Annotated in this window: 6 protein-coding genes and 4 pseudogenes; 6 read left to right on the top strand and 4 right to left on the bottom strand. The window is 40.0% G+C overall.

Annotation, left to right across the window (positions count from 1 at the left end):
- Together PUQ00_RS19290 and PUQ00_RS32870 are read left to right on the top strand one after the other, a co-directional pair.
- Positions 1 to 994: pseudogene (locus PUQ00_RS19290) on the top strand (hypothetical protein); the annotation flags it as partial.
- A 175-nt stretch (positions 995 to 1169) separates the two neighbouring features.
- Positions 1170 to 2128 (top strand): annotated as a pseudogene (locus PUQ00_RS32870) (transposase); the annotation flags it as partial.
- 111 nt (positions 2129 to 2239) lie between these two features.
- On the opposite strand, the pseudogene PUQ00_RS19275 reads toward PUQ00_RS32870, so the two are convergent.
- Positions 2240 to 2440, bottom strand: a pseudogene (locus PUQ00_RS19275) (transposase); the annotation flags it as partial.
- A 434-nt stretch (positions 2441 to 2874) separates the two neighbouring features.
- Here PUQ00_RS19275 and PUQ00_RS19270 point away from each other — a divergent pair.
- The 4 genes and pseudogenes from PUQ00_RS19270 to PUQ00_RS32865 all read left to right on the top strand — a co-directional run bounded on the left by PUQ00_RS19270 (position 2875) and on the right by PUQ00_RS32865 (position 9110).
- Positions 2875 to 3930 (top strand): SDR family oxidoreductase, encoded by a 1056-nt coding sequence (locus PUQ00_RS19270; RefSeq protein ID WP_300419554.1) that lies wholly within the window; start codon positions 2875 to 2877, stop codon positions 3928 to 3930.
- Between the two features lie 192 nt (positions 3931 to 4122).
- Positions 4123 to 5345, top strand: a protein-coding gene (locus PUQ00_RS19265) for an ISAzo13 family transposase (RefSeq protein ID WP_300419565.1) whose coding sequence is annotated in 2 segments (ribosomal slippage) — positions 4123 to 4603 and positions 4603 to 5345 — 1224 coding nt in all. Because the reading frame shifts where the segments join, the coding sequence is not laid out codon by codon here.
- A gap of 307 nt (positions 5346 to 5652) precedes the next feature.
- Entirely contained in the window at positions 5653 to 7371 is a 1719-nt protein-coding gene (locus PUQ00_RS19260; protein ID WP_300419552.1) for a ShlB/FhaC/HecB family hemolysin secretion/activation protein, read from the top strand.
- Positions 7329 to 9110 (top strand): annotated as a pseudogene (locus PUQ00_RS32865) (CHAT domain-containing protein). Before PUQ00_RS19260 ends, PUQ00_RS32865 begins: the two are co-directional and overlap by 43 nt.
- Here the strand turns inward: PUQ00_RS32865 and PUQ00_RS19250 are convergent.
- The 3 genes from PUQ00_RS19250 to PUQ00_RS19240 all read right to left on the bottom strand — a co-directional run bounded on the left by PUQ00_RS19250 (position 9068) and on the right by PUQ00_RS19240 (position 13305).
- Positions 9068 to 10012: a hypothetical protein gene (locus PUQ00_RS19250; protein WP_300419549.1), complete on the bottom strand. Its 945-nt coding sequence runs from the start codon at positions 10010 to 10012 to the stop codon at positions 9068 to 9070. The pseudogene PUQ00_RS32865 and the gene PUQ00_RS19250 sit on opposite strands and share 43 nt — an antisense overlap.
- Before the next feature lie 151 nt (positions 10013 to 10163).
- A complete protein-coding gene (locus tag PUQ00_RS19245; RefSeq protein ID WP_300419547.1) occupies positions 10164 to 11867 on the bottom strand; it encodes a serine/threonine-protein kinase in 1704 nt (567 codons plus the stop codon).
- Between the two features lie 22 nt (positions 11868 to 11889).
- Positions 11890 to 13305, bottom strand: a complete 1416-nt coding sequence (locus PUQ00_RS19240; protein WP_300419544.1) for an NB-ARC domain-containing protein — start codon at positions 13303 to 13305, stop codon at positions 11890 to 11892.
- Positions 13306 to 14160 lie beyond the last annotated feature (855 nt).

Genomic DNA, 14160 nt, shown 5'->3' with positions numbered 1-14160 from the left:
AAACCTCTCCGTATTCTCTCTTAGTCTTGTTCAGAAATCAAATAGGAGTCCTATAGTCTATGCCTGGATGTTGGTGAGATGGGTAGTTGGGCTACTTTTAATATTTTCTGGAATCTTGTATCAAAATCCAGGAGATTTGTACAAAGTTATGTGGGTGCTTTTTTGGATGGTTCCACCCGCCCTTACTTCCCCAGTTTTATCAGTACTCTGGGGCGGTAATCTTTATCCCTCGGCTATCTTATCAAGGACGTTATCAATCATCGCTCCAGCTGCACTGATTGTGACATTTGGCTTGGCAAAACAATTACCAATTAACAGTTCAAGCCTGATATTTTTCGGTGTGATTCTAATTGTTGGTTTGGCAATACCGGGAGCTTTGGCCCAAGTGTGGCGTGACAAATCTCCTGTTGAATCAAATCACCACAGTAAGAATTGGAAATTTATTGGAGTGCTTGCTGTCGCATTAATGGCTTTGGCAACTGGGTTTCAGTTTACACCATCAACATTCCTGGGCGATTTATTTTTCTCAACGGATGCAACGCGATCGCTAGCTTGTCTACAACAACTAGCAGTGGCAACATTAATCTTTATCTTAATGCGCGTCTTTATTGACGCGATGATCCTGACACAACTAGAAAAATTCCGCCAAGCTGTCTATGATTGTTTGGGGAAGGCCAAAGATGCAGTATTTGAATTGATGGATGCAGTATTGACAAGTCCGAGCATCCCATCATTTGTAAGCTTGTCACAAAGCCCAGTATTTCGGCGGCAATGGTCAAGTATTTATGCAGCACTGCATGATAGTCGTCTACCGAAAATGTTGCTGATGAAGCTACTGGTACAAGAGGTAGCGACAGATGAACAGCCATTTCTAGCAGGAGATCATAGCTTTTGGGCACGACCAGAAGCGAAGACACTAAAAGAAAGAACTTTTTATGGAAATAGAGGGGGAAGCATAAGGATCGGACAAAGTTACAGTACAGAATGGCACTAAGTTAAGCTGAAGGGTATACAGCGTAAGGATTGCAGAGGAGCAGGGGTGCAGGGGCGCAGAGGGGAATTTATAAATATCCGAACGCAAGCTTAAAACTTCTTCTTTCTCCCCTGCTCCTCTGCTCCTCTGCACCCCTGCTGCCTCAACGATTTTCCCTTTTCTTAGTGCCATTCGTTACAGTACATTAGCCTGGATACCAGAGGCGGATGGGAGTTGGGCATTGCCGTTGAAACATGAACGGATAACCAGCTTTGAAACGCCCACAAGTAAAGCCGCATTCCAATTAAAACTTGTAACCCGTGAGTTAGGAAAAAGACCACTTGCCGCTTATGACCGAGGCACTTGTCTTTGCCAAATTTGTCCAGGCCACGGAGGAGATTAACGCAGACCTGTTGTTGCGTTTAGCATCTAACCGATGTGTATGGGGTACACCCGGTACTTACAAAGGACGAGGCGCACCTTGTAAGCATGGTCATAAATTTAAGCTCAATGACCCCCAAACTTGGCCAGAGGTAACTGAAACTCTAGAAGTTGAAGACCCGCAAGTTGGTCGAGTTAAAGTAATGCGCTGGAGTGGGTTTCATTTTCTTCAATCCCCAAACCGGGCAATGGAAATCATTCGCGTCGAGGTTATCCAACCAGTTGGACGCAATCGTAAGTTCCAACCCTTATGGCTAGCTTGGTTGGGTCAGACAATGCCTCCATTAGAGAATCTCTGGCAAAAATACCTACGCCGCTTTGCTCTAGAGCATTGGTATCGATTTGCCAAGCAGAGGTTATATTGGACACAGCCTCAATTGAGTTCTACTCGGGCGGCAGAGCGATGGAGTGACAGTAAAGCCCCTGCTAACTTGGCAACTCTGGTTCGCAAGAGTTGCCTGTATTGATTCCCCCTTGCCCTGGCAATCGACTCAGGATAAACTCTCTCCAGGACGTGTAGCACAAGCCTTTCCTCTAATTTTAGCCACTATTGGCACTCCTGCTCAACCCCCGAAAACTCGCGGTAAATCACCTGGGCGTGCCCAAGGGCATCAGCCACCTCAACGTCCCCGTTATCCCACTGTCAAAAAACACTCATCTAAAAAACCTAAAACCGAAGAATCACTTAAGAACGCTGATCTAACTGCTGCTTAGTTTCTGCTTCTTTTTCAAAGATTCAACTTAACTCAGCCTCTAAAAGAAGTTAGGTAACTTTTTCTTGCTTTCTATTCATTGCTGCTAAATGCCAATTAGTCCAAACTCAAGTAAACTATCAATATATAACATCAATTTATTTGTTGCATACCAAGTGTCCATCAAGACAGCTTGAAATGGTAAAGCCTTATGATACACAAGGTTTTGCAGCATCTCTATCACATGAACTATCTTTGTTTTTCCATCTCTGTCTGGGTCATAAATACGATAATCAACTACCCAAAACTTTCCAATCTCATGATTGACATATACAGCAGTTTCCGCTATTGTGAGGTACGTGTTTAGTGCTGAAAGGGTCGAAAAATAGGGAATGTGGAGAGGTAGAAACTGTACTTCATAACAGCAGGAAGCGCTGTATACAATTGATTAACCCAATTCCTTGAATAAGGGACTTCCAAGGAATAAAATCACCAAACAAAAGAATGATAATCATTCTGATGGGGGGAAGGAGAAGCAGCCGTCGGCTGCTTCTCCTTCCCCCCTTTTGTAGTAAATTCAATTTTGAGTGGAATTTTTGGGTGTTGGAAGTGTTGTTCTCTTGACTTGATACGGTAAATATATAATAAAAACAGCCATCTAATTGGCGCTGCTTGTGAGTGAATGTGAAAAAGTCTGCGAGCGGTTTTATAGCTCGGGCTTTGTGAACAATGGCAGCACATTATCGCTTATGAACAAAGGATTACAAAATGAGCAAGAACACCGCACTTGTTGTGGGCGGGAATGGCATCGTCGGCGGCAATATCGTTCATTATCTGGAAAACTCGAATCGATGGGATGTCATTGCCACATCACGCTCATCGCTGGATTACGAAACGACCGCATACGTTATTCAGCTTGATCTCACCGATCCCACGGGAATTTCAAAACATGAAACTGCGCTCAAGGGCGTAACTCATGTGTTCTTCGCCGCCTATATTGAACGTAAGACACTAGCCGAGCAAACCTCAGCCAATTTAGCCTTACTGAAAAATTTGATCGACGGGCTTGAGCCAATCGCCACTGGGCTTAAGCATGTTAGCTTCATTCAGGGCGGCAAAGCCTATGGAGCGCATCTCGGACGCTATAAAACCCCGGCGCGCGAAAACGATCCACGCCATTTCCCACCCAATTTCTATTACGACCAGGAAGATTATTTGCGGAATAAATCGGTAGGCAAGGCATGGAGTTTTACCGCATTGCGTCCTGATATTGTGATTGGTTTCGCGGTTGGCAATCCCATGAACCTCGCAACCATCATTGCCGTCTATGCCAGCTTCTGTAGGGAACTGGGCGTTGCCTTCCGCTTCCCAAGCACCCTTGCGGCTTATAACGCCGTCGTAAACATCACGGGCGCAGACATTCTGGCGCAAGGCATGGAATGGGCAGCGCTTCATGACAAAACAGGAAGTGAGATTTTCAACATCACCAATGGCGACGTGTTCCGCTTTAGCGAAGCCTGGCCTAAAATTGCAGGCTATTTCAATGTGGAAATTGCCGAACCTCTTACTTTCTCACTGGCCGAATATATGGCTGATAAAGAACCTCTATGGGCTAGCATGGTGAAGAAGCATGGGTTGCAGCCCCATACGCTGGCCAAGCTGGTGCAATGGCCGTTTGGCGATTTTATTTTCAAGAACGAGCATGATGCGTTCTTCGATGTCAACAAAGCACGGCGCTTCGGGTTTCATGCAATGAATCTTGATAGCGTCGATCATATGCTGGCGACGTTTGATAAAATGCGAGTAATGAAAATCATTCCTTAAGCAGAGGTTTGGCATGCATACCTGGAAGGGGAACTTCGACATAGGAGACTTCCAAAAAATAAAATCAGCAACGAATAGAATGATAATCATTCTGAAAAGGGGAGGGAAGGAACAGCCATTGGCTACTCCTTCCCTCCCCTAGTTGTAGTAAATTTAACTTAGATTCAAATTTTTGGGTGTATAAGAGTGTTGATACAATTAACTGATTCATTGAAAAATCTTCTCAAAGAAACAGCAACTCAATTAAAGGGTGCAGCAAGACGGCGTTTTCAAGCCCAAACTGTACTCGGATTAGGTTATGGTGGACAACTACTAGCTCAAGAGGAGTTGGAGTGGGATAGAAATACTATTCGTAAAGGGATTAAAGAATTAACTAATGGGATTACTTGTGTAGATAATATGAGCGCGAAGGGGCGTTATAAGGCAGAGGAACATTTACCAAGTCTGTTAGAAGATATTAAAAAGTTAGTGGATTCCCAAAGTCAAACCGACCCCAGTTTTAAGAGCCAGAGACTGTATACGCGCCTAACTGCAAGCCAAGTAAGAAAGCTATTAATTGAAAAATTCGGTTATAATGATCAACAGTTACCGACCGAAGAAACAATTCGCATCAAATTGAATTATTTAGGTTATCGGCTGAAACGGGTAGCTAAAGTTTTACCTCAAAAAAAATCCCGGAAACTGACGCAATCTTTGAGCGGCTAGCAATAGTCAATCAATCAGCTACAGATGATAAGAGCGTTTTACGTCTCAGTCTTGATGCGAAAGCTCGTATTAATATTGGCTCCTTTGATCGAGGTGGTAGAAACCGACTGACCATTAAAACTGACGACCATGATTATAATTCAAAAACAACCATAGCTCCTTATGGCATCTTTCTTCCAGAGTTAGATGAACTATTTTTATACTTTACAGAGTCCAAAGTGACAAGTGATTTTATTGTTGATGTGTTAGCGGATTTTTGGAAAAGTGAGAGTTGGCGATTTCCAGATATCAAAACACTTATCTTTAACCAAGATAATGGTGGAGAAAATAATTCACGACGCACCCAGTTTATGAAACGTATAGTAGAATTTGCTCATGAATATAAATTAAATATACGTTTAGCTTACTATCCCCCATATCACAGCAAATATAATCCGATTGAGCGAACATGGGGTATTTTAGAAAAATCTTGGAATGGCAGTATTCTAGATGAAGTTGAAACAGCTTTAAACTTTGCTCAAAATATGACATGGAAAGGGAAACACCCTGTCGTTAAGTTAGTAAGTCAAACTTATGAGACTGGAGTGAAGCTGACTAAAGAAGCGATGTCTGTCATCGAACAACAAATCGAGCGTCTCACCAATTCGACACATGAGAAATTCCCTAATTTAGGTAAATGGTTTATTGATATTTGTTGTGAAACCACCTAAATTTAGTGAATTTTTATAAAAGCTTGAGACTAAAAAAAATCAATAATAATTCTCATTATGCATCTGAATCTGCCTACAGAGTGCAAAGTTTTTCATGGATGCTTGAGGCGGTTGCCGACGGCAACCGCCTCTTCCCCCTCATAATGATTATCATTATTGTTTAGATTTTGACTCTTGATTTTTGTTGAGTAATTTATTCCTTGGAAGTCCCTAAATAAATCCCACAAAAGCCACTAGAATAATTGCTTTTGTGGGATTTAGCGATCAAATTCACTCAAAGCTGCTTTGAGAATAACAATCTTCATCTATGCCTAATTTCCAGTGCTTAAATCATTTGTCGAAAGCAACTATATTTCTCATCCCCTTGCTGATAATTGATCCAGTACATTCACAAACAGTAGCTTCAAGCCAAATCCGAACTATACAAGAACCTTGGAAAGTTCCTAGACCTTTACCTCAAAGACTTGACCCGACAGTACCATACCCTTCGGCACCACCAATAAGAGAAAATACGCCTTCAAATCAGCAAATCATCAAAGTGGCGAGTTTTGTCTTTAAAGGTAATACAGTAATTAGAACCCAAGAACTAGAAGCGGTAGTTGCTTCTTATTTGGTCAGAGAAATTACATTTGATGATTTGCGCCAAGTTGCTAAGGCAATTACAAAATTCTATGTGGATAAAGGTTACATCACTTCTGGGGCTTTTTTGCCGATTGCAGAAAATCAAGGAATTAATCCTCATGGGGCAGTAATTACCATTCAAGTTGTAGAAGGGCAGCTCGATAAAATTGAGATTATTGGCGGCGGACGATTGCACAATTACATTCGTCAGCGATTACCAAGCACGGTTGAAGTAGTCAATGAAAAAAACCTACTAGAGGCTTTGCGACTCTTACGACAAGATCCTTTGCTCGAATCAATATCAGCACAATTAGATAATGGTTCTTCAGTAGACAGAAGTATTTTGACTGTCAAAGTTACGGAACGTCAGTCATTCACGATTGAGACTGCTCTAGACAATTCTCGTTCACCTGCTACCGGAAGTTTTCAGCGTCTCTTTGAGATCAAAGATGCTAATTTGCTTGGTATCGGTGACAAGTTAAGTGTTGGCTATCGAAATACAGACGGGAGCAATACTTTCTCAACTAGTTACTCTGTCCCCCTCAATCCACAAAACAGTACAATCGAGTTTTCATACATCAACTCTTCGGACAACATTATCGAAAATCCTTTTAACTCTCTAGATATTTTGTCTAATGCTCGTGGCTATGAGTTGAGTTTTCGACAGCCGCTAGAGAGCAAAGCCACTGCCACATCAACGCAAGAATTTGCTTTAAAACTCACGGCAAGTCGTTTAGAAAGTGAGTCATCTTTGTTGAATATACCTTACCCCTTAAATACTGGGGCAGATTCTAATGGAAAAACCCGCATTTCTGCGATTAGATTCTCGCAGGAATGGCTCTCCCGTAGCAATCAAGGAAGTTTCTCACTGCGTTCGCAATTTAGTTTTGGCATTGGTGCTTTTGGTGCAACTATCAACAATTCTGCTCCTGATGGTCGTTTTTTTGCTTGGCGGGGTCAAGCTGGGTGGGTCAGGAAATTGGGCATCGCTGCCCAATTCATTGCGATCGCAGACCTTCAGTTAGCTGATAGACCTCTGGCCTCACTCGAACAAATTACGTCAGGAGGTGCAGGTTCAGTACGGGGTTATCGTGAAGCCACTTTCTTAACTGACAATGCATTTTTATTTTCAACCGAGTTACATCTAGCAGCTTGGACACAATCCAATCAGCAATTTTCTATTATTCCCTTCTTTGATTTGGGAACTGCTTGGAATAATAATACTGTCGAAACACCAAACTCAGCAGGGACTTTAGCATCCATCGGCTTGGGTTTACAGTACCAAGTAGGAAATCGTTTCAATGCCCGTTTGGACTATGGCTTTCCTTTAATTAACGTTGACACCAATTCAGATAAGCGAACATGGCAAGAAAACGGAGTTCTTTTTTCTATCAATTACCACTAGAGAAATGGACAAATCTTACAGAGGGAATTTTCTCCGACCAAAAACAATTAATTCAGCCATTACTCCAACAATTATTGAGTCTCAATAATCAATTCGATAATTTCCCAGCCATTGACTCTATCTACGCTCGTTTAAATTTGGCTGAGAGTTTAATACAAGTTGCTCAAAACGCTAAGTTAAATAAACTCAGTTCTTCACAAGTACAGAATCCACTATTAACTGCCCTATCTATTTCTCATCAAGCACTTGAAACTGCCGAAAAATTAAACAATACACGCGCTAAATCTTATGCTTTAGGAACTATTGGTAAAATTTATAGTTGCTTAGAACAGCCACTGGAATCTCAGAAATATTTAGAACCAGCAATGGAATTAGCCCAATCAGTAAAAGCTTGGGACATTGCCTATCAGTGGCAGTGGAGATTAGGACGTTTATATCGACAACTCAAACAAACTCAAAAAACTGATAAAGCATACGCATCTGCTATTAACAGTCTTGACCAAGTTAGAGGTAATATTCTAGCGATGAATCCGGATCTCCAGTTTGATTTTAAAGAAAAAGTTGAGCCTGTATATCAAGAATACATGGAGTTCCTATTCTCTCAAGAAACCAATTCTCAACGAGCAGTTGCCATTCAAGATAAGCTGAGAATTGCGGAAATAGAGAATTTTCTCCAATGTGGAAGATTAACTACATTTTCTGCTCCTGCTAATAGCCAAGACTTATTTAATTTTCCACCCATTATTTTTTTTATAAAATTAGAAAACCAAATTCAAGTAGTGGTTCAGACTTCCAAACAGTTTCATCAGTATCAAATAGATAACAAATTAGCTCGTAATTCTATCGATAATTTTCTCAGGGTTATTCACAATCAAGAATTCGTTAAAGTTCAAAGTTACGATTATATTACTTATGCTCACAATCTTTATAATTTGTTAATCGCCCCCATCAGACAGTATTTACCAAAATCAGGAAATTTAGTCTTTATTCTCGACAGCTATTTTCAAAATATCCCTTTTGATATGCTCTATGATGGCAACAAGTATCTCACTGAATCATACGCTATTTCAAATGCATCCAGCTTACAACAATTACAAGCTCAATTTGAAAAACAAAAACAAGTCAAGGTTTTATTTGCTGGCATCTCTGAAGCTGTCACTCTTTCCGAAAAAACTTTAGTCACGGAAAGTTTTCAACCTCTTCCTCAAGTCAATCAAGAGGTGAAAAATATAAAAAAAAGTATAAATTATGTGTCAGTGTTGCTTAATGATGAATTTACTAATCACAATTTCCGAGAAAAATTTGAAACTGATTCATTTCCTATAGTTCATCTGAGTACCCATGCTCAGTTTAGCTCAGATCCTGACAACACTTTTCTCTTAACTTGGAAAGAACTCCTTAAAGTCCAACAATTAAAATCTTTGTTAAAAAATAAGCAATCTCCTATTGATTTACTTGTTTTAAGTGCTTGTGAGACTGCTAAAGGAGATCGGCGTTCAGCTTTGGGAATTGCTGGCATTGCTGCACAAGCTGGAGCGCGGAGTACCTTAGCTACTCTTTGGTTGGTAGATGACGAATCTACTGCCCAACTCATCTGAGAGTTTTATAAGAACTTGAAAAATGGTCTTACTAAAGCTGAGGCATTAAGACAAGCACAATTAAGCCTGATATCCAGCAATAACTACTCTCACCCGTACTATTGGGCGGGTTTTATTCTTGTTGGTAGCAGCTGGCTTTGAGCTATAGCCGCAATTTTTGATCCAGCTTCTGCCAAGGCTAATTCGTCGGGATTGTTAACTTTTTGGGCTAACACGATCGCACTTTTGTATGCACTACTAGCAGCAAATACTGAATTCCCCTGTAGGTAGCGTTCGCCTAACAATCGATAAATAGCTGGGTTTTGGGAACTTACTTTAGTTCGTGCAGATAACACCACAATCGACTCATCTATCAATCCTTGTGCATTGTATACAGCATCCATATCGATCGCCAATTCATCTGGGGACTCTTGGAGAGTTTGAAGACGTTTGATTGTTGTCGCTACCTGCTGCGCTCTGTCTTCTGGTAATAACAGCAAGATGCTCTGACCTGCTATGAACTTTTCTCCTCGCTTGGCAATTATGTTTACATCATAAACATTTCCCGCCTGCAATCCTGGCTGGTCTTTCGGGTAGGGTAATTGCGTATTTGGAACTGACAACGACCAACTTACTCCTATGCCCTCTACTTGCACTATGTAACTACTAGCTCCCGGTGTCGTAGCCCAGGATAACATCGGACGGGGATTGATACTCGTAACTCCATAAGGGGTAATTAATTTCGGCACATCTGGATCGTCATTTGGGCCTTTAATATTGATGCAATTGTGTTCATTTTGTAGACTACAACCACTTCTTTCTCTCGCAGAAAAGGGTAAGCATTGAGCGCCAATAGTGCCAGCAGAAACTTGTAAAATACTTCCCCTTAAATAGCAAAAAACTTCAACTGTACCCCCCGGTTCTGGATTTATTTGAGCTGACTTACAAACTTTGCTCAAGCTTGCCCAATGGCGATCGCCTTCGATGATTTTGGCAATTGGCTCACATCCACCAAATTGTAAATTTGGCGTTGTTATCGGTTGAGTTTGTCCTGATGTGCCCAAATTTAAAATTAATAATATTGACGCAATTGCTGCTACTTGAATTGGGATACACTTTTTTGTTCTCTTTACTGATCTTAGTACAGTCCGCATCACATTTATCAGATATTCTCTAATCAAATAATTTCACCACATTCAAGGATTTTAGTCAATTTTACTGAAAAATCCTCTGTAATATTTCTTGCCTCCATCCTTGCACTTCTGGCAGAGATGAATTTACACTATTTTCCATTAAGCAAATCTCCCAGTACGCTTGTGCATATTTTAAATCACTTAATGCTTCTTGTGTCTGTGCTAACAAGCAATAAGCATCTACTCTTTGAGGATCTAATTTAACCGATTTTTGTAAATATTCTTTTGCTTCTGCATAACGCTGCTGCTTAAATCTCGCCCAGCCTAAATTTTTGTACAACCCCGCTTGCCATTTAGGATAAGAAGTGTTTTTTAATCCTTCAACTGCAAGTGTTGCAGACTCTGAATATTTCCCTTGTCTATTTTTCAACCGTGATAAATTGCTGACAGCATTCATTGCTTGGTTCTTGCTGTATTGAATTGCTAATTTGTACTGCTGCTCTGCTAGGTCGTATTTATCTTGTTCATCGTAAAAATTTCCCAAATTATAGTGTACTTCCCAACCTAATGGTCTTAAATTTAAAGCTTTTTCATAGTTTTTGCTTGCACACTTGAAGTCTTGTATCTGCTGACAAGCTACTGCTAAATTATTATATGTTTTCTCATCTTTAGAATTGTATTTTGCCGCTAATTCATAATATTTTTTAGCTATTTTCGGCTCATCCTGTCGCGCAGCTTTGTAAAAATAGTAACTAGATAAAGCTAAATAACTTCCTTGACAAATACTAAAAAGTATGAACAAAAGGAATCCGGTTCCTAACCATTTAAATAGACTAGATTGAAAAGCTCGGTTTAGCTTCAACTTAAACGGTAATTCCTCCAGACGCTGTAAAATGACTTGTGTAGATGGTGGACGTTTCCCTGGAGCCGGAGACATTAATTCATCTAAGAAGTCAGCCAAGGGTTTTTCAATCTGCCGTGCTTTATTTCTCCAAATAAGTCTTGTTGTTTTTGGGTCGGTTGGCAGATTAATTACATGAGTTCCAGTTACTAAATATGCTAATGTTCGCCCTAAAGCATAGAAATCTGATTGCGGTAACGCTTGCCCGTTAATTTGTTCTAAGGGAGTAAAGCCAGGCGTTACAAGTGCTGTAATTTCGTGATGACCAAGCCCCATATCATTTCCCCCACTTCCGCTAACTTTCGTTAGATAAGTACGAGTTACTTGTCGGACTGCACCAAAGTCAATTAAACCCAACTGACCATCAGGTTGAAGAATAATATTAGAAGGTTTAATATCTCTATGAAAAAAACCACTTCGATGTACTTCATCGAGAATTTTTACTAGTTGTATAAGCCAATCCAGAGCCAAAGCTTGAGAGATTCTTCCATTAGCTTTCGCCCATTCTTCTAAGTCCTGTCCCTCAAATTTCTGCATAACTAAGCAATGCAGTGTCCTGTAACTTTTTTCAGGAATAACAGTCAATAAATCGTCTATCACTCTAGGAATCCCTGGATGGTCGAACAATTGAAGCGTCAGCGTTTCTCGTTCTAATAACTCGATTTCTTTAGATTCCTGCGATTTCAAAACCTTCATCACCTTATGGATGCCTTGATCATCCACTACTTCAAAAATTTCTGTATTGTAACGAAAGTCTAAAGGGCGTAATGGCTTAATTAACCTAAACCTCTGCTCAATCAGCAGTTCCGTCCCGCAATCAAGGCATTTTTCACTATCATCGGGGTTTTGCCTCTGTTTACACTTAGGATTGATACAATAAATCACCTTTGTAAGTTATGATAATAGATTAAGCTGCTGATTTAGAATTTTTCAATCCATAACGATATCCTTTAGAAGTATATATAGAAATGTACTTTCTTACTTGAGGTTGTAAAGTCAAAAATATTTCTTTCTCAGCACTAACTTTTCGTTCAATTAAAGAACGTTCATCTAAGGACTCCAGAGCTTCGATTATTTCCGTAGTCGTTATTAGATATTCATTTGGTTTCTGTCTTAAGTGATTCAGCAATTGATTAAAGGAAATTGAATCAACTGGTAAGATAGTTAGCTCTTCTGACAAATAAGTTAAAATCTCCTTTTCTAAATCAGTCAAGCGTCCATTTCCTTTAAACATCCTGTCCAAATTATCTTGAAATATATCTGTAATTAACGTCGTTTTATATCTCAAAAATTCTTTAACACTTCCACCAAAAAAGTTCTTAATTCTCTGAGAAACCATTTCTAGAGATAAAGGATTTCCACGATAAATTTCAACTAAATCTCCCCACTCATCCTCGTCAGCTAAACCTTTATTTTTGAGAATTAATAACGATTCTTTTCCCACTAATCCTTCAACCTTCATACTTCTAGCTGGCTGACCCTTGTGTTCTAAGCGATTAATATCAATAAATGGTTCACGGCTAGTTAATACTACACAGCTTTGATGTTGTTTCTCTATTATGCTTCTAAAAAATCCTTCATAATCTGCATATTTATCACCATAAGGGCTGGAATCAGTATTCCTATCTCCCTGTAATAAAGCTTCTGTTGAATCTAAAACCACCAAGTAGCGACGTAATTCGAGTTGTTTAAAAAACATTAAAGCCCTATCTTGAGTGGATTCGGGCAAGTCTAGCTTCTGATTTTCTGAATCAGCCAGAAGCTTAAGGAGATCGGCAAGCAACTCTGGAAGTAACGGACTATAGGAAACTGACTTCCAAATAAAACTATCAAATTCAATCGACGCCACACGCATAACTTCAATCAATTTAGCGATTAAAGCACTTTTGCCGATTCCTGGCTGGCCTATAAGTGCTACACAACGTTCCTGAGTTAACAATTCTTTTAACATGGCCATCTCAGGCGTCCGACCGTAAAACTTAGATACGTTAGGCAGATGTCCCCCAATAACGGCGAGACCAGTAGATGCTTCATCCGAGATGGCTGACCTAAGATCAAGCATTTGTTCTTCTAAAATGCGACGCAACCGTTTCTTTGTAACTTTTTCTCCGTTACCGAGTATCCCTGTCAACAACACCCACAACTTAGGTGCTACACGACGCTGCAAAAAATCAAAGTTACAAGGTACGTTCTCCGCTATCTCTTTATAATCTAAATCGAGCCAAGCAGCCTCAATTACAATTTTTTCAGCCTTCTCTAGCCACCTGCCTTCTTTTGCAAACACTAAGTCATCTATCACTTTGATAACTTGTTTAACATCCACCTTTTTACAAACTCCTTTACGTGTTGCTTAAAGATCAGCATTTATGGTGCTACAGGCAATTTCAACTATAACAAAAAGTTGAGACTTTTTGCTATATGCCATGTTAAATACATATTTTATTAAATTTGGTAAGACAAGTTGAACCTGAAAAACCCGCATAGTCATACAATCCTGCCGTAAAGTCAGTAGTCTCAAATGGGTCAGTCGTTAGGGCAAACGTATCTAAATTATTCTTGACCACGACCAAGATTAAGAATCAACGAAAGAATCAGTATTTCTCACTTGGTTCAGTTTGCATAACTCAAAACGATGCCTGCGGCGGGCTACGCCAACGCCTAAAGCTTTATCAATAAGCTTAGGTTATTGAGATTAGTTTAGCCTCTCTTGAGAATATACTGCTCTTGTTAACATGAGGTGTCCCCACTGGGTCAGTCGTATCTTACATTTTGCTGATATACTAACGAAAATATTTGGTTGTTCAGCGACTTTTCATCCAAAATTAACCATAAGATCAAAACTTAATGAGATCACAAACAAGTAAAAGTTCTGTATGATCAGGTTTATACCTAGTTAAAGAGGAAGAGGCAAGTGAATCCACGTCAATACCAAAATTTAAAGGACAAAGTGCCACTAAGGAGTAGCACTTTGCCCTAAAGTCAAACAATTTCATATTTTCAGAGCAGGGGTTGATCTCGAAGGAACAAAATAAGTGGTGGTTAAAGTTTGGCTACTAAGATTACCAACAAAAATGTCCGACTGAGTTTAATCCGCGCTGCTTCCCCCATTATACATGGGTTTTCACCAGAACGGCTATTTTTTGGTAGCATATTTTTGGCTGTTTAAATTCTTCAGGGT

It is taken from the genome of Nostoc sp. S13, from assembly GCF_029379315.1.
Classification (GTDB): Bacteria; Cyanobacteriota; Cyanobacteriia; order Cyanobacteriales; family Nostocaceae; genus Nostoc.
The sequence above is the reverse complement of the archived record's forward strand: the minus strand, read 5'-3'. Positions and strand labels throughout refer to the sequence as shown.

What these genes read in the sequence shown, in the direction of transcription:
- PUQ00_RS19270 (WP_300419554.1), top strand. Translation starts at nt 2,875, where the DNA reads ATGAGCAAGAACACCGCACTTGTTGTGGGCGGGAATGGCATCGTCGGC.
- PUQ00_RS19260 (WP_300419552.1), top strand. Translation starts at nt 5,653, where the DNA reads ATGCCTAATTTCCAGTGCTTAAATCATTTGTCGAAAGCAACTATATTT.